Genomic DNA, 25,600 nt, shown 5'->3' with positions numbered 1-25,600 from the left:
AGCTGTACTATTTTTTTGCTTTCTTTTCAATATTCTTAATGACAAGTTTATATTTCAATAGTAAAATTATATATTATCAACTATCTATTATGAGAATGACATTAGAATCACCAACATCTATATAAGGAGCAGAAAAAACTATCATGATTCAATACGCTATTTATCTCGCTATCGGTATTATTTTCACCGTACTTGATTGCTTATTTATTCGACGTAAGGTTTCCATTTTTAAATGGGTAACTTCCTTCTTTTTCTATACTATTTTTATTAATTTCAGCACTATCGGTATTTTAATTTTTTATTTACATAAGCCAAATAGCTTAGTATCGAGACTTTATCAGACATCATTTGCATTAAAATATATTCTTTTGGCATGTGCGATCGGTATCATTTTATTAGTGATTCAAGCTGTCTTAAACCGTCGTCTGCAATTTGAATATCAAGCACCAAAACGCGTTTGGACAGATTCAATCATTAACATTATTATTGTCTTATTTACTGTTATCGGTTTGCTCGCTGTCTTTTTCGCAGACTGGTTCATTGATTTCTTCGGTAATATCACGCCCGAACAGTTTTTATTCAATTTAAATTCACCTATTAAAGGTACAAGTGATGATATGACAGGTGCGATGATTAAAGGACCGATTTTAAAAGCAGTGTTTTATTCTCTGCCGCTGCTCTTTTTAATCGCCTTTAACCGATTCAACTTCCAATGGGAAACTGCTAAGAATATAAAAACATTTATTAAACGCTCAACTATTCGCTTTTGTTTATTAATTGTAGCAACTGCAGTTTTAGTATCTGGTCTTTTCTATGGTTCAAATAAATTGAAATTACCGGAAGTTTATCAAGCATATAACCAAGACTCGAAATACATTGAAAATAATTATGTTACAGATGAAAAAGCACAACTGAAATTTCCTGAGAAAAAACGTAATTTAATTCATATTTACTTAGAATCAATGGAAAATTCTTATGCCTCAAAAGAACTTGGCGGCTATATGGATGAAAATTTAATTCCTAATCTGACAAAATTATCAGATGAAGGCGTACATTTTTCTAATACAGATAAATCTCTAGGAGGCCCGCAACAAATATATGGTTCTGGTTGGTCTGTTGCTGGTATGGTCAACATGGGAATGGGAATTCCGCTCAAAATACCAATGAATGGTAACAGCTATGGTAAATCAGGTTACTTCTTGCCTGGCGCAGTCGGTATCGGAGATATCTTGCATAAAGAAGGTTACAACCAAACAATTATGTTTGGTGCAGATGCTGATTTCGGTGGTTTAACAACCTACTTTACAACACATGGGCATTACAAAATTTTCGATGTAAAATATGCGCGTAATCAAAAATTAATCCCGAAAGATTATAATGTATGGTGGGGATTCGAAGATGATAAGCTTTATAAATTTGCTAAAGATGAAATCACACGCCTCTCTAAAGAAGGCAAACCTTTCAACTTCACAATGGAAACAGCAGACACACATTTCCCTGACGGCTATCTTTCAAAAAACGCACCGACACCGCATAAGAATCAATATGCTAACGTTATCTCATATTCGGATAAAGAAGCTGTGAACTTTATTAAGTGGATTCAAGCCCAACCTTTCTATGAGGATACAACGGTTGTGATTACAGGTGATCACCGCAGTATGGATAAAAAATTCTTTAAAAACTTTGATCCGAAATATAATCGTACTGTGTTCAATCTGATTTTGAATCCTGCTGTGAAGCCTAATAAAACTATAGACCGTCAATATGCGCCACTTGATTTCTACCCAACTACGCTTTCAGCAATGGGTGTTGAAATAAAAGGACATCGACTTGGCTTAGGTACAGATTTCTTCTCGAAAAAACCTACTCTTATTGAGCGTGATGGTTTCAAAAAATTCGATAAAGAATTAAGCATTCGCAGTAATTATTATGATAAAGAGTTTGTATCAGAGAAAAAGGCAAAATAATTAAACATATATTAAAAACTCCCTATACTGTGTTCACTCTATTGAGCGAGTACTTATAGGGAGTTTATTATATTCACCTGATAATTTTAATGTGCATTGCTATTTCTTTTTGGATTAAAGCGATTGAAGACATGATATGCTATTTTCTTCTCACTATCACTCATAATAAATGTCCATAATACTACAGAGTATAACAATGAATATACAATAATATTAATGCCCAAAATGACTAACCCTTTACCAAAACTATTTGCAATCCATTGATAAACAAAATAATACGCAGCTGTGATGATAATCATCGGCAACCATATTTTGCCCATTTCCAGCCAGAATTTATACATATCCAAACCGATTTTTCTATGGTAATAAACGTTCATTACTAATGTATAACCCAAGAAACTGAAGATACCAATAGATAATGAAACACCATAACCACTATATTGAGGAGCAGTTATCACTGCACCTGCAATCGCAATAATCAATGTTATTGCCAAAACAATAAATCGGAAAGTTTGACGGTTATGGGCTTGAATAATACTGACTGCTGGCAATTGTGAAAGTTGGAAAGTAATTGTGAACATCAATACCACAGTCATAATATAAGCAGGTCTGAAATCTTGTCCTGCCCATATCACAATGAAGTTCTCTCCGAATATCACAAATCCTGATAGGATGAATGTCAAAACAATCAATTGGATTCGACTGATACGTGTCATTTCTTTTAATAACACATGATTATTTGCACCTTCAACAACCAACATCGAAAACCGCGGGAAAGTTACATTATTAATAGATGTCGCAAATTGCTGGAAGATTTTTACGAATTGAACTGCAATTACAAATATCGCAACTGCTACTGTCCCATTGATTGCCCCTAATATCATTTGGCCAAAATTTAATGTCAATTGCTCAATCGCTATTGAAACGAGTACTAAACCGAGATATACATTCAGTTCTTTTTGCTGCACTAAGCTCGTGATATTTACAGAGCCACGCCAATCAAATCTAATTTTCACACGAGATCGGCATAAAATCATTCCAATGACTAAACATGCAAAGTTAACACTTAATGTAATCACGATAATTGTAACAGCACCATATCCCATCAATAAAAATGGTGTTGCAATAATAGAGGGTGCAACCACACGGATTAATAACATCGTTTTAGCAATCGCAAAATACTCATATGCTTGCAAGATACCATTGAATATCCCTGGATAGAACGAAATCATAATGTTGATAATAATAAAAATCAACATCAGCTTTAACTCAGACAATTGCTTCGGTGCAAGAGACTGACCGAAAATTGCATCTGCGTTAAAATACAAAATCACGCCCATGAGTCCGACAATGAGCGAGCACAGAAAATAGATATTTAAAATATTACCAAGGATACGAGACTCTTGTTCTTTAGAACCGTTCACTCGGTTTTGTGATAAATATTTAGCAATCGTATTTCCAAAAGAAAGGTCCATGATATTCAAATATACTAAGAATGAAAGGACTAAGTTGTATAACCCATATTCGGAAGTACCAAGCGTACGGATAAAGAACGGTGTATATAACACCGCCACTAATATATTTCCGAATATGGATATGTAGGATATGATTGCTCCAGCTCTTCTTTGATTCATAATATTAGCTCCCGATTATGATTTTTTCCTTTTGCGATTGAGATAAGGTCTTAACACACGTTCTCCGGCAAAAATCACGATAGCTGTGAAGATGTTCGCTGGCGAGAATGTATCAATAATAAACGCAATCGTACTGGCACGAGGAATAAACAAAATCATTCTAGCCATAATCAAAGCGATTGCAATAACGATAATATGCTTAGCCGTCAACATTTTAGTGAAATATCCAATCAACAATCCAATAATCATGCTGCCAATAATGATGCCGACATACCCGAAATCGTGATACAGCTCTGCTACAAAACTCGAACCATATCCGACACCTTTCAGATATAAGTCTTTCATTATGACATATGAAATTGTATGAGAGTATTGATAGCCTTCCAAAGCACGATCTACTGATTGGCCTGACCAACCGCCTTGCCCGCCAGTTAGGTTACCCCAGATATTGAATTTCACATATTCTGTCAAAGGACCGATTGTATAAATTTTATCTGGAATATCTTTAGCCTTTTCAATTGTATAACCAATAACATTAACACTAATACCTTGTGAGAAAAAGAATGACATTAATGAATCTAAAACCGAGCTGCTGCTCGTAGATGTGCTGCCGCGATTATTTCCCACAAAATTCATTAAAGCTAACAATACTGGTGCCGCGATGATTCCTGTCACTAATGTTTTTTTACCAAACCATTTTTTAGTATGTGTACGTTTAGCAATTTGATTTCGATAACAGAAATAGATAAACAAAATCAATACATCTAACATAAAATCAGAGCGTGAGCCTGTTAAAACAGATAACCCATCTACGAACAGATACGCCAAAATAGGTATCCATGCGCGTTTAATAGCGGGCAGTGTAGCTAAATAAACAAAGAATGCTATAGGAAACATTCTGCTGATCAGCACCATTGGTCCAGGCAAGCTAGATTTAAATGTTGAGAAATATGCATAATATCCTAACGATTGTGAAGCTTGAATTGCGCCTGCTAAGTAAATCAATTTAAATACAATTGCAATCGCAAAAACAATTAAACTGACCAAACGTATATTTTTGATATAATCTGTCTCTGTCGGAACAAAATTTTCGAAACTGCGATGAATGTTTCGATCTAATAAGGCATATCCTAAAAACAGACAAAATAGACTCAAACTCAGCATAATTAAAATACTAATAATTGTGGATTGATCTGTGAAATATGTTCCCAGCAATTTGAATTGGTCTTCTTTATAGTGGAAGAGTTGACTGACAACCATTCTCCCCATTAAGAAAACAAAGAAGGTCACATTAAACATAAAGAAAATGACCCGCTGGTTGAACGATTCAAATCCATATATAATATTGTTCAGAAAAAATAACAGGAGCGCGCTAAATAGCAAATTGATATTTGAGAATATAATTCCCAATGCGAGCACTATCACTGCTGCACTAAGCACACTCCATCTTAATAATCTGGCCAAACTCCCACCTACTCACTGATTCATTACTTTTTGTTTTTCTTTATAATTCGAGTGTTACATTTTTACTGCTAATTTTATAGTTCTATCATAGGTGATGTTGTTAGTATTAGATTAATGTTTTATCTCAATAAGACAACCGCTTCTCGCATAAGCATTCATACTAATCCATACATCAAAAATGTTCTCTACATTTTTCCACCATCATCCCATCCTGCCTCTCCAATGCCGTATAGCCGCACTTCGCTATAAAAAACAGCTTTACTTCATACCTTTTTCTGCTAATTCTTGAGCAAACACTGTATACAGAGTTTCGGAATCACTTAAATCTTTCCATGTCTGATAAGCGCCTTCAGCATAACGCAAATAGTCTTCATTAGACATTTGAATGAAATCTTCAATAGCTGCAGCAGTTTCATCAACACTCAACTCAGATCCAATCAGCAGACCATTTTGTTTAGGTTTTACGATTTCAGCAGTTCCGCCTACATCTGAAGCTACTACTGGAATCGCATTTGCCATAGCTTCCATAACAGAAACAGGGACACCTTCTGATTCTGATGTATTTACAAATAAAGAAGGGTTATGATCATGATACCATTGTCTTACTTCTTTATTCGGCAAGCGTCCGATAAACTCATATTCATCTGCGTTCAACTTTTCTTTAGCACGTGCTTCAATTTTTTCTGCATCTGGACCATCACCGATATGCACCCATTTAAATACATAACCTGATTGATTCAATTGAGCCAAAGCATCAACAATAATGTCCAAACGTTTTAACTGACGAATGGTTGAACAACTTACAATCAACATAGGATCACGTTCAGAAACTTGGAAATCACCCTTTCCTACACCTAAACGTCTTGTTTCAATTTTATCGCTATAAGCAGGAAATTTTTTCTGTAAATATTGACTGCTCATATCAGATACAGGATAAAGTGCGTCTACACGTGACAACATACCTTTACGCATCGGTAAGAAACTAAATGGTTTAATATAATCATTCACATCATAACCATGACCTCGAGAAATTAAAGGGATTGAAGTATCGCCATAATAATCATACTTTAATTTTGTACCTAAATTCGCTGTAATATAGAACCAATAACTATATAAATAAATCTGTGTATCAGGATTGTTTTCAGGCAAAAGTCCTGAATGAATCAAATCATGGTATATAGCATCTGTACGTGATTCAAAATATAAATTATATAACCACTTGTAAGGATTTAATGAACCTGCATTCTTGCCAATCTCTTGTAAACGTCTTCTATTCAACATAATATGCGGCGCTGTCTTTAAAAAGTTAACAGCTTTATTTTTTAAGCCTTGCGGAAAAGGAAGATCTAAAACAGTCGCAGTATCCGGTAAATCACGTGTTAATTTCATTGACGGGCTTACCATAGTCGGTATGACAGTGATATGGTCAAATTCGTCTGCAAGATAATCAATTTCTTCTTCTAAATATTCCTCGCCTTTATAATAGGGGAAATAGTTCGTCAACAGAATCAGTTCTTTTTGCATTGGATTTTCCTTACCCTTCTATTTCTGATTAATATTTTTCTGCAATAAAACAGTCGCTATCGTTTTGTAAATAATAAATGCATCCATTTTGAAACCAACATTTTGAGCGTAAAATGCGTCTAAACGCATACGTTCTTCCATAGAAGCACTATTTCTGAGCAAAGCTTGTGTCAAACCTGTAATTCCAGGTTTCACATGAAACTTCTCTTTATAATAATCAGGATAGCGTGCTTCATTTCCAAGCGGACTTGGACGCGGTCCCACAAAACTCATGTCACCTTTTAAAACATTTAATAATTGAGGCAATTCATCCACGCTTGATTTACGTAAAAAACGTCCAATATTAGTTACGCGTGGGTCATTATCACTATTAAATGTACTGCCGTCCTCATTACGGATATCAGCTGCATTTTCTTTCATTGTTCTGAATTTATGCATCTTGAATGGAAGCATACCTTCACCTAAACGTTTACCGTTATATAAAATACTGCCACGATCTTCTGATTTGATTGCAAAGCTCACTGGCAAAGCAACTAAAATAAGTATCGGCAGCAAAGCGATAAACAATATAATATCTAGCATTCTTTTAATATTTTTCTGGTAATTCATCATCAAGCAGCTCCATTTCCCGATAAATTTCTTGCAAAGCTTCTGAAAATTGATAATAAGGTGAATAAGCAATTTCTTCTTCAGCTCGCGTACCATCCATATAAGATGGCGTAAAGAAATCTGAAACATCTTTATCTTTACGGTTTATAGGTGTGCGGTTATTGAATGCTGTATTAATTGATTCAGCAACTTCTAAATTTGTCAGAGATTCACTACCCTTTACATTTAAAACCAATGATTTTGTATCATGTTGGCTTGCTTGCCAGATAGCTTGCGCTGCATCTTTAGCATATAAAAATTCACGTTGTACATCGCTTGCACCCATAACAGTTAAAGGTTTACCTAAATACGCTAAACGCATAAAGTAATTAATCATGTAATTGTTTTTCTCATTTGCACCGAACAAATGTGAAAAACGTAAACAAACAACATCTAATCCAAAGCGCGTTGCATAATATTCTGCTAAAGCTTCAATATATTTCTTATTCAGCCCATATAATGATTTAGGCACATCATCTGCTGCGGAGTTTTCATGCCATGGTAATGTATCAGGATCTGCATATACAGAAATCGATGAAGCTACAATTACTTTTTTACACTGCTTAGCTTGAGCTGCTTCAAATATATTCTGAGCCAATTGCAATTCTTCAGTATAAGCACTGATATCTTGCTGTGGCCCTCTGCCTCCTGCTAAATGAACGATGACATCATTTCCTTGAAATATGGTTTCTAAAGACGCTTTGGAATAATCCGTCTGTATACGATGCGGATCTACACCTTGTGTTTCTGGTTTACGCGAAAGTACCGTATAGTCACTGCCATGTTCTTGAAGTACTTTTGTAAAATAACGGCCTAACAGACCTGTTCCGCCCGTAATACGAAAAGCCATCTAGATTTCCTCCTTTTTCAAAGGATAGATATAAAATCCGACTTTGTCATAAACACCATTCACGGGGCGAATCATATCACCTTGATTATAATAACGGTAAGACTCCACTGTACCTTCAGGTGTTTTGAATTGATTATAGTCAATTGTTTGATTCGGAGTTTCACACATGAACTCTAAAACAACGGGCTGAACTTCTCCTTCTTTTGAAAAAGAAGGTTTTTGGTTTTCTAAAAGATGTTTAAACGTTTTATCCAGTAAATCATCTTCGTTATAATATTGAATCAATTTGTGCATATGACACCCATCAAATCGTGGTGTAATTTCAATGATAAACGCTTCATCATTCATCACTTTAACTTGTGCATAAACAGGTCCATTATCTATTTGAAGCGTTTCTAAATGTGCTTGAATTGCTGCTTCAATAGAGTACATTGGAAACTTTACTTCAGGATCAATCACGTGTTTATGAATAAGACCTGGATGTTGCGGCCAAGTCTCACGCATAGAAACTAGAGTGAACTGTAATTTTCCATCAACTACATATCCGTTTACACTGATTTCATATCCATCAATATAACGTTCAATAATCGCTGAACCTTCACGCGAATTTTCAATTGCTTTTCTAATTGCATTTGGTAACGCTTCTTTTGTTTCAACTAATGAAATACCTCGTTGTCCCTGTCCATCTGTCGGTTTAACAAAAACAGGATAATCAATTTCAGTTTGATAATCTGCATTTTGTGTGATTTCAAAAGGAACTGATCCTGTAATCCCATTTGTACGTTGGCGCATCTCATCTTTATGGTTACATGCGTAAGCAGTCTCATAACTGACAAAATGCGGTAAGTTTAATGCTTCAGAAAGTTTATTAGCTACTGGCATCGCTAAATCTGAACCTACAGAATATACTGCATCGATTTGATTATCTTTAATATATTGGCTTACTGCCTGTTCATCGATAATATTAATTTCTTCAAAATGCTGCGCTGCATCTGCACCCGGTCCGTCTTTCTTCATCGCAATCGCATAAGTTTCATATCCCATATCATTTAATTTTTCTATGGCTTCAGCTTGGACAGGTGCTACACCTAGAATTAATATTTTCTTCATATTAAAACCTCACTTACTGCTTGGTTCACGTGTTTGACGACATATTCGATCTCTTCGTTTGTCAGTTGTGGGTAAATTGGTAAAGACAATTCATTTTGGTAATGTGCATAAGCATTTGGAAAATCTTTAATATCAAACCCATAATTTTTATAAGCTGTAAATAATGGCAACGGCTTATAGTGCACATTAGTTGCAATACCTGCTTCAGCTAATTGAGTAATGATTTCATTACGCTTTTCTTCTGAGGCACCTTTTATCCATGTTAAATATAAGTGGCAACTTGATTCTTTATCATTATCAAAATGTTTCAGTGTCGTTAATAATTCAGGGTTTAAATGGGCTTCATAAAACTTTACGATTTCTTTACGGCGCTTTAAGTTCTCTTCGTACTTTTCTAATTGATCTAAGCCGATTGCCGCATTAATATCTGTCATATTAAATTTGTATCCTAACTGTTCGATATCATATTCCCAATTTCCCTTTTGCATTTTGGAAAAAGCATCTTTACTTTGACCATGCAAGATAGAAGTTTTAAATCTTTTAGCGATATCAATGCCATACTTCGTATAATCTTCAGTCCAAGTCACAGCACCGCCTTCAGCAGTTGTTAAGTTTTTAACTGCATGGAATGAAAATGTAGTAAAGTCTGCAAAGCGACCACTTCGAATATCACCTTTTTTGGCTCCGAATGAATGTGCACCATCATCAATAACGGCAATTCGATTTAATTTTTGGTGTACCTCATTATCTGTAGAGAATAATGCCTGTTTACGTTCAGCAATATCAAAGATTTTTTCATAATCACATAACTGTCCTGCAATATCTACAGGGATAATAGCTTTCGTATTTTCTGTGACTTTATCTTCTAATTGTTGATAATCCATTTCTAATGATTCTTTTTGAGTATCAACTAACACAATTTTGGCACCTACATGATCAATAACTGAGGCAGAAGCTGTATATGTATATGCAGATGTAATGACTTCATCACCAGGTCCTATTCCTAACAAACGCAATGTCATCTCTAATGCTGCAGTAGCAGAATTCATACAAACTGTACCTTGTGTACCCATATATTTTGTTAAAGCATCCTCAAATTCCTTTGTTTTCGGTCCTGTAGTGATCCAACCACTTCTTAATGTTTCAACTACACTGTTAATAGCATCTTCAGAGATTTGCGGCGGACTAAATGGTATATGCATTGCTATCTTCTCCTTTGAATTCTCTCTTTAAAAAGTTTATTGTTCATATTCATGTGTTGATTCAAAGATGTTTTAACTAAAGGTACGGAAGTTATAATTCAATTCAAAACATGGTGCAGGTAAATAAAAACACTGATTCTTTCCGTACTAAATATATGTTTAATTTAGTAACAGTATAGTCTATTTAATAAAAAGTATTCAATCATTATTGATAATCAAAATTATTATTTAACAAATCTAAATGTAAACTAATAAAATTTTAATCATTCACTTAAATAGTCAAACTTCTGTTAACAATATTTACACTTTATTTACAATACTGCTGCCGCCGAAGTTTTCAAATATTACTTCGAAATATTCATAACTCAAATAAAATATTGTTTACATTTCATTAGTTTTCATATTTTTAGTTAGAATCTCTGAACTATTATAAAAAAACGCCCCTCATATGAGGGGCGCTAAAATTCAATTTTATACTTTCAGAAAATGATTATAACTCACTTTGACAATTTGAATTATTTTCTGTCTTCCTTACGACGTTTTCTTCCAAGCAAGAAGAGTGCGCCTAATCCTGCAATTAATGATCCGAATAATGTTCCATTTGCCTCATTAGAACCTGTTTCAGGTAAAGCTTCTTCTTTATTACCTTTTTCGTTATCAGAACTATTCAAGGCTTTTTCTCCACCATTCATATTATGTGAAGTTAGATGATCAGTGCTTCCTTGAACTGGAGCTGAAACAGTAACAAATGAGTTAGAATAACCAGATGTTAAATGATTTGGCTGGTCAGGTGTACCTGGATTACTTGGTTCATTTGGATTATTTGGTTGACCAGGTTTTTCTGGGTTGTTCGGTTCATCCGGATTGTTTGGATTTTCTGGATTACTTGGTTCATCCGGGTTGTTAGGGTTTTCTGGATTATTCGGTTCATCCGGGTTGTTAGGGTTTTCTGGATTATTCGGTTCATCCGGGTTGTTTGGATTTTCTGGATTGCTTGGTTCATCCGGGTTGTTAGGGTTTTCTGGATTGCTTGGTTCATCCGGATTGTTAGGGTTTTCTGGATTACTTGGTTCATCCGGGTTGTTTGGATTTTCTGGATTGCTTGGTTCATCCGGGTTGTTTGGATTTTCCGGATTGCTTGGTTCATCCGGGTTGTTTGGATTTTCTGGCGGAGTAGTTTCCTCTGGTACCTTATGGAAACCACTATCTATTGTTGGATTATCCGCATTGTTGATTGTTACTTTTACTGTTGTTCCATCAGAATCCTGACGATCGTCTCCATTATTCGGAACCGTCGGCTCATAGCCTTCCGGTGTTTCGAATGTCACTGTATAATCGCCGTTCGGTAAATCTTTAAATTCATAATGGCCGTCTTTATATGTTGTCGTTGTTTCTGTTGTACCGTCAGGTTTCGTCAACGTCACTTTCACGCCTTCGATGCCCGGTTCATTCGAATTCTGGATGCCGTCATGGTTTGTATCTTCCCATACTTTATCGCCCAAAGTATATGTTGCTGGCGTTTGTTCCGGTTCTGTTACCGGCTTAAAGAAACCGCTGTCGATTGTCGGATTATCTGCATTGTTGATTGTTACTTTTACTGTTGTTCCATCAGAATCCTGACGATCGTCTCCATTATTCGGAACCGTCGGTTCATAGCCTTCCGGTGTTTCGAATGTCACTGTATAATCGCCGTTCGGTAAATCTTTAAATTCATAATGGCCCTTCTCATCTGTTGTTGTTGTTTCTGTTGTACCGTCAGGTTTCGTCAACGTCACTGTTACACCTGCGATACCAGGTTCATTTGAATTCTGGATGCCGTCATGGTTTGTATCTTCCCATACTTTATCGCCTAAAGTGTATGTCGCCGGTTTTTGTTCCGGTTCTGTTACCGGCTTAAAGAAACCGCTGTCGATTGTCGGATTATCCGCATTGTTGATTGTTACTGTAACCGTGCTGCCGTCTGAATCCAATGCATCGTCTCCATTATTCGTAACCGTCGGTTCATAACCTTCCGGTGTTTCGAATGTCACTGTATAATCGCCGTTCGGTAAATCTGTGAATTCGTAGTGGCCGTCTTTATCTGTTGTCGTTGTTTCTGTTGTACCGTCAGGTTTCGTCAATGTCACTTTCACGCCTTCGATACCCGGCTCATTCGAGTTCTGGATACCGTCATGGTTTGTATCTTCCCACACTTTATCGCCTAATGTATATGTTGCCGGCGTTTGTTCCGGTTCTGTTACCGGTTTGTAGAAGCCGCTGTCGATCGTCGGATTATCTGCATTGTTGATTGTTACTGTAACCGTGCTGCCGTCTGAATCCAATGCATCGTCTCCATTATTTGTAACCGTCGGTTCATAACCTTCCGGTGTTTCGAATGTCACTGTGTAATCGCCATTCGGTAAATTTGTGAATTCGTAGTGGCCGTCTTTATCTGTTGTCGTTGTTTCTGTTGTACCGTCAGGTTTCGTCAATGTCACTTTCACGCCTTCGATACCCGGCTCATTCGAGTTCTGGATACCGTCATGGTTTGTATCTTCCCACACTTTATCGCCTAATGTATATGTTGCCGGCGTTTGTTCCGGTTCTGTTACCGGTTTGAAGAAACCGCTGTCGATTGTCGGATTATCCGCATTGTTGATTGTTGCGGTTACTGTAGTACCGTCGGAATCCAATGCATCGTCTCCGTTATTTGAAACTGTTGGTTCATAACCTTCCGGTGTTTCAAATATCACCGTATAGTCGCCGTTTTCCAAACCTATAAATTCATAATGGCCTTCCGCATCTGTTGTTGTCGTTTCTGTTGTGCCATCCGGTTTTGTCAATGTGGCTTTTACACCTTCGATGCCCAGTTCATTCGAATTCTGGATGCCGTCTTTGTTTGTATCTTCCCACACTTTATCGCCCAAAGTATATGTTGCCGGCTCTTTTGGCGGTTCTGTTACCGGTTTGTAGAAGCCGCTGTCGATTGTCGGATTATCCGCATTGTTGATTGTTGCCGTTACTGTCGTGCCGTCGGAATCCAAAGTGTCGTCTCCGTTATTCACTTTCGTCGGTTCATAACCTGCCGGCGTCTCAAATTTCACTGTGTAGTCGCCGTTTTCCAAGCCTGTGAATTCATAACGACCTGTCGCATCTGTTTTTGTCGTTTCTGTTGTGCCATCCGGTTTCGTCAATGTCACTGTCACACCTTCGATACCTGATTCACCGTTATTTTGGATACCGTCTTTATTTGTATCTTCCCAAACATAATCACCTAAAGTATATGTTTTAGGTATCATTACAAGACCAAGATCATAAGTAAAGTTGTCAGCTCCATTTATAGTTGCTGTTACTTTCAAACCGTCAGAATCTTTATCATCATTTGCATTATTATTCACATTAGAAATAGTTGCTGTGTAACCATTCGGCGGTACAAATTCAACAGTGTATGTTCCATTTTGCAAACCATCAAATTGATAGTGTCCATTACTATCTGTAGTTGTTGTTTGTCTAATATTGTTAGAGTCATATAAATAAACAGTGACATTACTTGCTGGTATTTCACCTGAATCTTGTAAGCCATTATTGTTAGAATCAAACCAAACATAGTCACCTAAAGAATATAAATTACCACTAGCCTCTGTTTTTTCTGCATATGCGCTAAGTACCACGTTATTAGGATCACTTTGATTAAGATTATTTGCTGTGTATGTTAAAGTATTGTCGACTCTTCTTGTATTACTTGCACTATTATCTTTAACAGCATCATATAAGATAATATATTTTTGCGTTGAACTAATATTACCTAAATCAATAGACATTGTAGTCTTATCAGCATTATAAGTAATGTTTTTAGTTACAGGCGTTAAACCACTTACATCAGGCACGAAACTATCTACCATACGACTCTCATCATTAACCAAATAAATCTTTACGTCATTAATGCCCGTCATACCAGTTAAGTTCACATTATATTTCGCGCCATTAAGTGGTAAATCTGATTGATTAATATAAGCCGTCATTTTATATTCTTGACTTTGTGTATCATATGCAGTAACTGCAGTTACATTTTGCTTAGAAGGTTCTTTTGCACCAGTTTGCGTTTTGCTCTCACCATTTTTATTACCATAATCAACAACAATATTTTTATTATATGTTTCTCCTGCCATAGTCACATTGAATGGGTAAGGTGTTTTATCAGTTGTCGCTGTATATCTATTTGGAGACGCTGAAAAATTAAAACTACCTGTAATATTAGATAATTGATCTACATAGTTTGTAAACGTATATTTAATCGTATTTGTAGCTTGATCATATACACCAGTCGCAACTAATTTCCCAGAGTTATCAACTAAATTAGTTACAGCAGGAGGTGTTTCAATACTACCTGGTCTAAAATAATCACCATAACTTAAAGTAATGTAATCACCTTCATTTACTTCATCAGCGATTGCAAAATCACCAGTGAATTTAATAACATCTCCGCTTGTCGCAAACAACTCTTCTTGCGTTGTATTCGTGTCTTGATATGGTACTGTACGTACAGTACCATCATTTTTAATTGGTACTGCATTCATATTAGTTACTGTTACTAAATTCGCAACGTTGTTACCGCCTGTAGCTGCTTGAGTAGTTACACTATTAGGCATTGCCACAAAACTCACAGTACGCAATGTAGATGCAGTTTCAGCAGTTGTCGTAACTGTATTCGCATCTTTATTATCAGAAGATTGTTTTAATGCATTAAATAATTTAAGTTGTTTTGATCGAGTATTTGTAATACTGCTTTGGCTATTCAAGCCTGATGATGTATTAAGGTTGCTTTGGCTGTCATTTGCATTTGTACCATTTGTACCTGCTGTACCTGAATCTGCTGCTGTAATTTTATTTTCAATTTGACCTGTCGGATTATTTTTATTTAATTGATCGTTTGCTCCTGCAGTTGAATTAATCGTTTCAACTCCTGATTTAGAATTATCAGTGTTCGAAACTGTACTATCCTTAACATTTGTAGTTACTGGTTTAGTTGCATCAGTTTCTATTTTTGTATCATTTGAAGATGTATCGTTAGAATCTCCAGTGTTAACTTGAGTATTATCAACTTTTTTGTCAGTTGCTGCTTGTTGCGAATTTGTTTTTGAAGTTCCATCTGTTATTGGCGCAATGGCCGGTGCTGGTGTTTTGCTTTCAGAAGTAGCTTGTTTTGATGTAGAATTCTCAGGAGAAGGTGGTGCTGGTTTTGTTAAATCATTCGTAGAATTTTCATTACTTTCTTTTGTAGTTGGGTTTGTTGTATTACTTCCACCATTTGTTGGTGCAGTATCTAAAGTTATTTCTTCAACTTGACTTGAGTTCACATTTGAAGTATCTTCAATTTTTGGTTGCGGATCTGTTGAAACGTCATTGCTTTCAGCATTTGTTTCTTGCTTTAATCCGTTGTTCTCATCCGTCGAACTTTCAGTTGGTTGATTTAGCTGAGTAGTTTTTGTTGAATCCAATACTTCACCACTAGCATCAGAACCAACTCCATTTCCTTGTTCTGATGAACTATCGTTGCTCTCCGCAGTATTTGATGTTGTTGTTTCAGCTGCTTTAGCCTCATCTTGAATACCTAATAACATCATTGTCCCTAATAAGATAGAAGCAGTTCCTACCGTAAATTTACGAATAGAGTATTTGTTCTGTCTATTAGGAAGAAAATCTAATTTTTTCATATAAAAATTTCCCCCTGTAATTCCCATTTTTTGTTACTCATCACATTTTCAATAAACCCTAGTTTCAAATAACAGTTGTGTTAAATATAATTTAACGAAAACTTTACTGAAGCACACTTATTAAATTTTAAATTTAGTAACTTCAAGATAATTACACTTAAAAGTTCACAATTGTCTAGTGGTAATTTATATATTATTTTTATCCATTTGTAATTTTTGTATTTTTAACCAGTAATTCGATTAAAAATTCACTATCAGCTATAAATTTTTTTAATTATACTTAACTCAAAGTAAGCTTTATCCCTTTATCTATGCGACTTGCATCTTTTTTTATTATTTTTTGAATATTTTGTGATTTTTTAGTTACAACTTTTTTAAAAGTTTAATATGTTTTGCACTTTTCAAACACCATAATAAAAACCCTTGAAGTTGATTTGTTAAATTCAACCTCAAGGGTATAAAAAGAATCTTTACTTATTATTCTATTTCACTGTACCTGCATCTTTATCATGTACACCGTGTTGATAATAATCTTTATATTCTGGTTCCATTGGATCATTACCTAAGATAATATCTGCTGCTTTTTCTGCAATCATTAAAACAGGCGCATGAATATTACCATTTGTTGTTGTAGGCATTACTGACGCATCTACAACACGTAAGTTTTCCATACCGTGTACTTTCATTGTTAATGGATCTACAACTGCCATTGGGTCAGATGCTGGTCCCATTTTCGCACTGCATGATGGGTGTAATGCTGTTTCAGCATCACGACGTACCCAATCTAAAATTTCTTCATCTGTTTGTACTTCAGGTCCTGGTGAAATTTCACCTGCATTATATGGATCCATTGCTGGTTGAGATAAAATGTTACGTGCGACACGTACTGCTTCAACCCATTCGCGTTTATCTTCATCTGTTGATAAATAATTGAATGTGAAATCTGGATGTTCAAACGGATCTTTTGATTTGATTTTCAAATGACCGCGTGAGTTTGAATACATTGGACCAACATGAACTTGGTAACCGTGTTCAGTATCTGCTTTTTGTCCATCATAACGCACTGCAATCGGCAAGAAGTGGAACATTAAGTTAGGATATTTTACATCCTCATTAGAACGTACGAAGCCTCCGCCTTCAAAGTGGTTTGACGCTGCAGGTCCTTTGCGGCTGAAGATCCATTGTAAACCAATCCAAGGCCATCTTAATAAATTCAGGCTTGGTTGTTCAGAAACAGGTTGTTTAGAAGCGTGTTGAATATATACTTCTAAATGATCTTCAAAGTTTTCTCCGACACCTGGCAAGTTGATACGTGGTTCAATGCCTAATGATTTCAAGTGTTCTGGATCACCTATACCAGATAATTGTAGTAATTGAGGTGTATTGAATGCACCACCAGATAAAATAACTTCTTTAGCTGTAACTGTATGCTCTTTACCATTACGTTTAAATGTAACACCAGTTACTTTATTACCATCAAAATTCAATTTAGTAACGAATGAACGTGTTTTAACATGCAAGTTTTGTCGTTTCATTGCAGGTCTTAAATAAGCACGTGATGCAGAAACACGACGTCCATTATGCACTTGGCTATCAAATGGTCCGAAACCTTCTTGACGGAAGCCATTCACATCAGGTGTTTTATTGTAACCAGCTTGAACTCCTGCTTCAAAGAATGCTTGGAACAATGGGTTTTTAGCAGGTCCGCGTTTAAGTTTGATTGGACCATGATGTCCACGATATTCATCATCTTTTGTTGCTCCGAATGTTTTTTCTAAACGTTTAAAATATGGTAAGCAGTGTGCGAAATCCCAAGTACTCATACCTTCAGGAGCACCCCATTTTTCATAGTCCATTGGATTGCCGCGTTGGTAAATCATACCGTTGATAGAGCTTGAACCGCCTAATACTTTACCACGAGCATGTGCGACTTGACGTCCACCCATATGTGGTTCGTTATTTGTGCTGTAAATCCAATCATAGAAACGATTTCCTGAAGGGAACATTAATGCAGCAGGCATTTGAATAAATAAATCCCAGAAATAGTCACTGCGTCCTGCTTCTAATACCAATACTTCATTGTTCGGGTTAACGCTTAAACGGTTGCCGAGTACTGATCCAGCACTTCCGCCGCCGATAATAATGTAATCATAATCATAAGATGTTGCCATTTTAAATATCCTCCTATTATTATGGTTTGTTTTATTTTGCTTTACACTGAACATATCTGTAGCGATTTCAGCTTTGCTCAACCTTTTCTCAAAAAATAAAGCGGGAAAGCAAGAAGCGCTGAAGCGACTTAATCTTGCTTTGCTCGCTTTTTAATATCTTTAAATTTAGCCTTGGAACCAATTTACAGGTTCTGGTTGATAGTTCGTTAAAATGTGTTTTGATACAAGATATTCTTCTAATCCTTCTTTTCCTAATTCGCGGCCAATACCAGATTGTTTATATCCGCCCCATGGTGCTTGTGCAAAATAAGGATGGAAATCATTAATCCATACTGTACCCATACGGAGACGGCTTGCGACACGTTGTGCTTTGCCGATATCTTTAGAGAAGACTGCACCAGCAAGACCATAAATTGAGTCATTTGCTAAACGAACAGCGTCTGCTTCATCTTCAAAACCTTCAACAGTTACAACAGGTCCGAATACTTCTTCTTGTACAATACGCATTGACGTATCACAGTCTGTAATAACAGTCGGTTCAAAGAAGAAACCATCTTTTAAATCTTCGCGTTCAGAACGTTTGCCGCCTGTTGCTATTGTTGCGCCTTCTTCTTTAGCCACATCCATATAACCTTCAATTTTAGCTAAATGTTCTGCTGAAATAACAGGTCCCATTTCAGTAGATTCATCAAATCCATTACCAATGCGGATTTTTTCGACGCGATCAATCAATGCTTTTTCGAATTTATCTTTAATGCTGTTTTGAACGATGATACGTGATCCTGCTGAACATACTTGACCAGCATGGAAATAACCACCGTTTAAGGCTTGGTCTACTGCTAAATCTAAATCTGCATCTTCAAAAATAACATTAGGGTTTTTACCGCCAAGTTCCAATGCAACATTTGTTACATGGTCAGCTGCTTGTTTCATAATGTGTTTACCTGTTTTAATACCGCCTGTGAATGATACAAGGTCGACATCTGGGTGGCCAGACAATACATCGCCGACCTCTGAACCAGCACCTAAAACTAAGTTAATAACACCTTTAGGGAATCCTACTTCTTCCATCAATTCGAATACGCGAATTGTAGTAAGCGGTGTGATTTCACTTGGTTTCATTACAAGTGAACAACCTGTAGCAAGTGCAGGTGCAATTTTCCAAGAGGCTTGCAATAATGGATAATTCCAAGGAGTGATTTGTGTTACAACTCCCACTGGTTCTTTCACAATTTTACTTTCTGTACCTGGAATCGGTGAATTAATCACTTCACCGCCATCTTTATCAGCAAGACCTGCAAAATACATAAATACATTATGGATATCATCCATATCTGCTAATGATTCTTCATACGTTTTACCTGTATCTAATGTTTCAAGTTTTGCTAATTCTTCGCGATTTTCTTTAATTTTATCAGCGACAGCTCTTACTTTTTGCCCTTTGACTTCACTTGTTTCGTTGGCATATTCGCCTTCATCAAATGCGCGTCTTGCAGCTTCGATGGCACGTTTTGCATCTTCAGGTGCTGCTTCAGCGACTTCAAAAATAACTTCTTGGTTATAAGGGTTAATAATTTTACGTGTAGCTTTATTCGCACTATCTACCCATTCGCCGTCAATAAATTGTTGGCGAGATAAATGGTTTACAAGTTCCATCATTTCGACCTCCGTTAACTTTGTTAAATTTTTATTTAACGAATTTTACAAAATTTATGTTAGCATGGAAATAAGAACAATGTCAAACTAGCAAGTTTGGAAAACAAATTCAACATAGATACTCAAATACAATATTCTATATTTTGTTTTCCCACCAACATTGGACTAATTCATTAATTCACTCTAAAATATATGTAAATGCAGTGGACGGAGGTTTAATTATGGCAAGTTCAAATAACTATGAACAAGAAATTGATGAGGCCAAAGATTTAGTAATCAGTGCCATCGGTGAAACGATGGATTTATACGGCATCAACCGCAGTGTCGGCAACTTATACGGCACTATGGTATTCGAGGACAATATGACACTCGATCAAATGCGCGAAGAACTTCAAATGAGCAAACCGAGTATGAGTACAGGAGTCAAAAAACTACAAGAATACGACTTGGTTAAACAACAATTTACACGCGGCAGCCGCAAACAACATTTTGTAGCTGAAAAAGACTTCTTCACATTCTTTCGTAATTTCTTCAACATTAAATTCAATCGTGAAATTACAGTCAACATGGAATCGCTGAATGAATCAGAAAAAATCATCCGTGAAATACTTGAAGCAGATGATGTATCGCCTGAAACTCGAGAACATGCTGAAAAAATATATGCACAACTTGAACATTCAATCATATACTACAAATGGCTGACACAAATCAGTGATGCTATCCAAAGCGGTGAAATCTTTAAATACTTCCCTATTCCTGAAGAATAAGAAAGACCATCTAACCTAACATACTTATATCTTGATATAAACAAAGCACCAACGTCCTTAAATTAAGGATGCTGGTGCTTTGTTTTTTATTCGATTGCTTATTTCATCGGTGTATCATTATTTCTATTTTCTGCGATTTCATGCATGCTTAAAACCCGCTGTTCTGCTTTTTTCAATCGTTCAGCTCTTAATTCAAGCTTAATCCGATCACGCGATAAGGTGATAATAAAGGATATCATCATGAAGACGAATATCACAATTAACGGCACGGACGCCAAAATAGAAGCTGTCTTCAATACTTCTAATGCCCGTTGTCCACCTACAAGCATAAGTGAGAATGGTAATAAACATAACGCAAATGCCCAGAATAGTCGGTTAGCACGTAATGGTTCACCCACAACTTTCTTTTGTGAAGCTGCTGCTAAGATATATGAACCTGAGTCGAACGTTGTCGCCAAGAATAAGAATGCTGAGATCAAGAATAATACAACGACGATATTACCAAACGGCAATTGATGCATTACTTCAATGATTGCTGATTCAGTACCGTGCGTATTCAAGAATTCAACCACATTAAATTGATGTGTGATTTGTAAGTAAACAGCATAGTTTCCGAAGATACCAAAGAACAATACACACCCTAATGTACCGTAAACAATCGTACCTAAAATAACTTCTTTCAACGTACGTCCTTTAGAGATACGTGCGATAAACAAACCGATAAATGGCGCATACACAATCCACCATGACCAATAGAAAATTGTCCATTGTTGAGGGAAATGTGTAATCTTGCGGCCGTCAATACCGCCGAACGGTTCAAGCCATGTGGCCATTTCAAAAAAATTCTTCAACATGTTACCAAAACTTGTTACTGTCGTATTCATAATAAAGACAGTCGGTCCGACTACAAATACGAAACCTAAAAGCAAGAATGATAACCAGACATTGACGTCACTCAAACGTTGAATCCCTTTTTTCAATCCTGTATATGAGCTGACCGCAAATACGACAGTGATTGTAAATAAGATGACAGTACGCAACAACATATTGCTGCCGTCTAGTCCTGTTAATTTTTCAATACCTGCAGAAATCATCGGCACCCCTAATGCTAATGAAGTTGCAGCACCGCCAAGTAAACCGAAGATAAAGAGAATATCCACGATTTTACCAGGCAATTTATCCGTTTGCCCTTTCAAAATCGGACGGCAAGCTTGGCTGATTTTATAAACTGGTTTTTTCTTCACGAAAACTAAATAACCAATTGGTAATGCTGGCAATACATAAATAGCCCATGCAATAGGTCCCCAGTGGAACATACCGTACATTGTCGCGTATTCCAATGCATGATCTGTCATACCTTTTGCTCCGTGAGGCGGTACTTGATAATAGTACGCCCACTCAATAACACCCCAATAAAGAATATCAGAGCCGATACCCGCACAAAACAACATAGAGGCCCAACTAAAGTTGCCGAATTCCGGGCGGTCACTCGCTTTACCCAAAGTTACATTTCCGTATTTACCGAATGCAATGTAAAGCACGAAGCCTAAAATAACAAGGCCCAATGTCAGATAGACAGCACCAATTGAGTTAGAAATCGATTCGTTAATATCTGTGATAACTTTCTGACTCGCTTTTGGAAAAGCCATCATCGGCACAACTGCAATGAGCAGTACGATAACGGTTCCATAAAAGGTCGTCCAGTCCATAATTTGGGACTTTTTCGCTTTGCTTTCTTTTTTAGCTTTTTGCAATGTTTTTGCACTCCCTATTTATTTTTTGTGTTAAGAAAAATATGCATTTAATTCCCCGACGAACATAAAAATCTCAACAACTTATTTAATAGCTACATAAAGACATTAACGAATTATTTATAATAATGCAAATTCATGCAGATTAAAATAATCTTCCCAATGAATAATTATATATTTTTTGGAAGCGTTTCAACTGAATTAACCGCCGACATCGTAGTGTTAAGTTAAAATTTAACGAATTGAACGAACTTAATATACGGTATTTTTGTATAATTATTCTTTTTCTACAAATAAATATTTTTTTGAAGCTGTCGCTCAAAAGATGCTTAAAACAAAAAATCTTTCGTATTTCATTCTTAACTCACAAACTCAATCTGATTTCATTTTATATCTTTTAACCAATTATCTTTTACCCATTAAAACAATTTGCAAATAACTTTTTAAGCACACAAAAATACCACGGTTGAATGGTAACCGTGGTATCACATCAAATAGTTAACTATTTTGTTTTGCGAAAGCTTTTCCGATAGCATCTAATTTATGCGGTGCATCGTGCATAGCCATTTTCACTTCTACAAAGTGCATCATATCTGGATAAGCTTTGATTGCTTCAAAAGCTTGATCAAGTTCTTCACTCGTAGATACATCATGGATTTTAACAACATCTTCGCCGCCGAAAACAGCAGGCAATGCTTTATAATCCCACATAAAGATATCGTTATATGATGCATTTTCACCATGAATTTTACGTTCAACTGTGTAGCCGTCATTATTGATAACAAACATTACTGGTTTCAATCCTTGGCGAATCATTGTAGAAATACCTTGTACTGTAAGTTGCAGTGAACCATCACCAATTAACAATAAGTTGCGGCGGTTCGGTTCAGCAATTTGTGTACCGATTGTTGCAGGCAATGTGTAACCAATAGAACCCCATAATGGTTGGCCTACAAATTTATTGCCTTTATAAAGTGCTAAATCATAAGCGCCAAAGAAAGACGTACCTTGTTCAGCTAAAATAACATCAGATGGTGCTAAGAAATCTTGCATCATTTTGAAGTACGTTTCTTGAGTCAACACATCGCCATTTAATTCATATTGGCCTGGTTCAGGGCGTTTGAATTTCGGATAATCCGCTTCATTCACGTAATCCATTTCCATTAAACCATCCATCAAGTCTGGCAATGTCACATCTTCTGCTACAGTTTCATTCATTTTGAAATTGTGTTGGTTCAACATCACAACATCATCAATATCAAATTCGAATGAAAAACCAGCTGTCGCAGAGTCTGTTAATTTCGCACCGATATTTAAAATCGCATCGCTGTTATCAACATAATCACGAATATTTTCTTCAGCAATAGAACCATCATAAACACCCATATAATAAGGGTTTTCTTCATTGAAAGCACCTTTACCAAGTGACAATTGTGCTACTGGAATATGTGTTTTATTTACAAAGACTTCAAGTTGTTCATGCAATTTGAAGCTGTTAATTTCATGACCTGCAATAATCACAGGTTGAGAAGCACTTTCTAATTTATCTTTGACCATTGCAATATATTTTGATACATCTTTAACTTTACGTTCTGGAACTTCATATGTGTTTTCTACATCGATTTCTGTCATTGCGACATCAATCGGTAAGTGTAAATGCACAGGGCGTTTTTCAGCTAACGCTGCGTTTAATAAACGTGGAATCTCAGTTTGTGCATTTTCAGGAGTAATATAACCTTGTGTTGTCGTAATTTCTTTGAACATTTTACGGTAATTATCAAATGTACCTTCACCTAAAGAATGATGTACATATTTGCCAGCTTCTTCAACTGCACGTGTTGGCGCACCTGTAATTGCTACAACGGGCACACGTTCAGCGTAAGAACCTGCAACTCCGTTAACTGCTGATAATTCCCCTACACCAAATGTTGTAACCATTGCGCTGATGCCTTTCATACGTGCATAGCCGTCTGCTGCATAACTTGCATTCAATTCATTTGTATTACCGACCCACTCTATATCATCTCTGCTGATAATATCGTCTAAGAATGCCAAGTTGAAATCACCCGGCACACCAAATACTTTGTCAACGCCAGTGTTACTTAAACAGTCCATTAAATATTCTCCGACACGTTTTTTCATAATTCATTCCACCTTTGTCTCTTTTTCTAATACACCTATAGGATAACGCTTTCCTATAAATTAGGTCAATTTTATTGACTTATATGAGTGTTCCTGTCGGAAAAGACGCCTTTAAAATATAATGTTTATCTTATTAAAAATCCCTATCTTGTTTTCGCTTTTTCAACGTCTGCAGGATAGGGATAATATCTGGTGTTTTCTTATTTTTCACTTTTTAAATATTTCACTTCTTGGAAACCTGGTCGATAACTAGCCATCTCTTCCATCATGGCATTCCAGTCATTACCGACTTTTGATTTAATATTCTGCAATAAATCATTTTGTGCTTTATTAATTTCCGTTACGAGTTCATGACCTTTATCGGTCGCAAACAATTCTTTCACTCGGCCATCTTCTTGAGATTTCTTCTCCACTACAAGTCCTTCTTCTTTCAACTTGCGTAATGTTTGATGGCTTCCTTGTTTTGAAATTTCCATGCTCTTCAATAGATCACGGATTGTAATACCCGGAACTTTATCGATAAAGAATAAGAAGCGGTGATGTTGGCGACTCATACCTTTCTTCTCAATAATCTCGTCTGCCGTATTGATGAACGTCTTATATGCAAAATAGAACAAAAGATGTTCATAGTCATTATTATACTCGGTCATTCTATACATTCCTTTACTTCAAATTCTTTCTGAAAATTTCAGATAATTAGTCTTAGTTTATCATAGAAGCAGATTAGTTACTCCCAAAACAATATCCAAGATAATCAAGATAACTTTTCCTAGTGTTTTAATCTCTCTAAACATCAAGAAATAAAGTATTACGAGAATCAAACCACTTAAAAGGCTGGTAAACCCCTTTGGCAATGCAACGATATTAAATAATTGATAATATGCTTAAAATTAAAGTTATTACCAAAATAACGATGCCTACATAACTGACCCATAATTTACTAGGTTTCAAAACCCACACCACCTATTCATCAAATTATTTATATTCAATTATATTATATCGTATTAATATATAAGAAAGA

General features: G+C 36.1%; 15 protein-coding genes. 2 read left to right on the top strand and 13 right to left on the bottom strand.

From position 1 onward, the window contains the following. The first annotated feature begins 143 nt into the window (after window positions 1-143). Complete coding sequence (locus A4G25_RS09445; protein WP_047132589.1) at window positions 144-1,967, top strand: LTA synthase family protein; 1,824 nt, start codon at window positions 144-146, stop codon at window positions 1,965-1,967. 86 nt (window positions 1,968-2,053) lie between these two features. Here A4G25_RS09445 and A4G25_RS09440 read toward each other — a convergent pair whose 3' ends face one another. From A4G25_RS09440 to betB, 10 genes are all read right to left on the bottom strand, one after another. Continuing rightward, window positions 2,054-3,601, bottom strand: a complete 1,548-nt coding sequence (locus tag A4G25_RS09440) for an oligosaccharide flippase family protein (protein ID WP_047132590.1) — start codon at window positions 3,599-3,601, stop codon at window positions 2,054-2,056. 15 nt (window positions 3,602-3,616) lie between these two features. Further along, a complete protein-coding gene (locus A4G25_RS09435; RefSeq protein WP_232011959.1) occupies window positions 3,617-5,020 on the bottom strand; it encodes an O-antigen polysaccharide polymerase Wzy family protein in 1,404 nt (467 codons plus the stop codon). A gap of 303 nt (window positions 5,021-5,323) precedes the next feature. After that, on the bottom strand, window positions 5,324-6,589 hold the full coding sequence (locus A4G25_RS09430) for a glycosyltransferase (protein ID WP_047132592.1): 1,266 nt from the start codon (window positions 6,587-6,589) through the stop codon (window positions 5,324-5,326). Window positions 6,590-6,607: 18 nt separating this feature from the next. Beyond that, entirely contained in the window at window positions 6,608-7,198 is a 591-nt protein-coding gene (locus A4G25_RS09425; RefSeq protein WP_047132628.1) for a sugar transferase, read from the bottom strand. After that, complete coding sequence (locus A4G25_RS09420) at window positions 7,176-8,087, bottom strand: NAD-dependent epimerase/dehydratase family protein (protein ID WP_047132593.1); 912 nt, start codon at window positions 8,085-8,087, stop codon at window positions 7,176-7,178. The genes A4G25_RS09425 and A4G25_RS09420 overlap by 23 nt, the downstream gene beginning before the upstream one ends. Continuing rightward, the gene (locus A4G25_RS09415; RefSeq protein ID WP_047132594.1) at window positions 8,088-9,197 is read right to left on the bottom strand and encodes an ATP-grasp domain-containing protein; all 1,110 of its coding nucleotides are present in this window, start codon (window positions 9,195-9,197) and stop codon (window positions 8,088-8,090) included. Further along, window positions 9,194-10,399, bottom strand: coding sequence for a DegT/DnrJ/EryC1/StrS family aminotransferase (locus A4G25_RS09410; protein WP_047132595.1), 1,206 nt, complete (start codon window positions 10,397-10,399; stop codon window positions 9,194-9,196). Before A4G25_RS09410 ends, A4G25_RS09415 begins: the two co-directional genes overlap by 4 nt. 515 nt (window positions 10,400-10,914) lie before the next feature. Continuing rightward, complete coding sequence (locus A4G25_RS13140) at window positions 10,915-16,092, bottom strand: SdrD B-like domain-containing protein (RefSeq protein WP_052766773.1); 5,178 nt, start codon at window positions 16,090-16,092, stop codon at window positions 10,915-10,917. A gap of 482 nt (window positions 16,093-16,574) precedes the next feature. Next, window positions 16,575-18,263, bottom strand: coding sequence for a choline dehydrogenase (gene betA / locus A4G25_RS09400; protein WP_047132596.1), 1,689 nt, complete (start codon window positions 18,261-18,263; stop codon window positions 16,575-16,577). 165 nt (window positions 18,264-18,428) lie between these two features. Further along, window positions 18,429-19,919, bottom strand: a complete 1,491-nt coding sequence (gene betB, locus A4G25_RS09395) for a betaine-aldehyde dehydrogenase (protein ID WP_047132597.1) — start codon at window positions 19,917-19,919, stop codon at window positions 18,429-18,431. 221 nt (window positions 19,920-20,140) lie between these two features. Here betB and cudC point away from each other — a divergent pair, with 221 nt between their 5' ends. Further along, on the top strand, window positions 20,141-20,686 hold the full coding sequence (cudC, locus tag A4G25_RS09390) for a choline uptake/conversion transcriptional regulator CudC (protein WP_047132598.1): 546 nt from the start codon (window positions 20,141-20,143) through the stop codon (window positions 20,684-20,686). 98 nt (window positions 20,687-20,784) lie between these two features. On the opposite strand, the gene A4G25_RS09385 is transcribed toward cudC, so the two are convergent. The 3 genes from A4G25_RS09385 to A4G25_RS09375 all read right to left on the bottom strand — a co-directional run bounded on the left by A4G25_RS09385 (window position 20,785) and on the right by A4G25_RS09375 (window position 25,229). Continuing rightward, the gene (locus A4G25_RS09385) at window positions 20,785-22,395 is read right to left on the bottom strand and encodes a BCCT family transporter (RefSeq protein ID WP_047132630.1); all 1,611 of its coding nucleotides are present in this window, start codon (window positions 22,393-22,395) and stop codon (window positions 20,785-20,787) included. Window positions 22,396-22,935: 540 nt separating this feature from the next. After that, the gene (locus A4G25_RS09380) at window positions 22,936-24,579 is read right to left on the bottom strand and encodes an alpha-keto acid decarboxylase family protein (protein ID WP_047132599.1); all 1,644 of its coding nucleotides are present in this window, start codon (window positions 24,577-24,579) and stop codon (window positions 22,936-22,938) included. A 200-nt stretch (window positions 24,580-24,779) separates the two neighbouring features. After that, complete coding sequence (locus A4G25_RS09375) at window positions 24,780-25,229, bottom strand: MarR family winged helix-turn-helix transcriptional regulator (protein WP_047132600.1); 450 nt, start codon at window positions 25,227-25,229, stop codon at window positions 24,780-24,782. Window positions 25,230-25,600 lie beyond the last annotated feature (371 nt).

The organism is Staphylococcus condimenti, from assembly GCF_001618885.1.
GTDB classification, from domain to species: Bacteria; Bacillota; Bacilli; order Staphylococcales; family Staphylococcaceae; genus Staphylococcus; species Staphylococcus condimenti.
The sequence above is the reverse complement of the archived record's forward strand: the minus strand, read 5'-3'. Positions and strand labels throughout refer to the sequence as shown.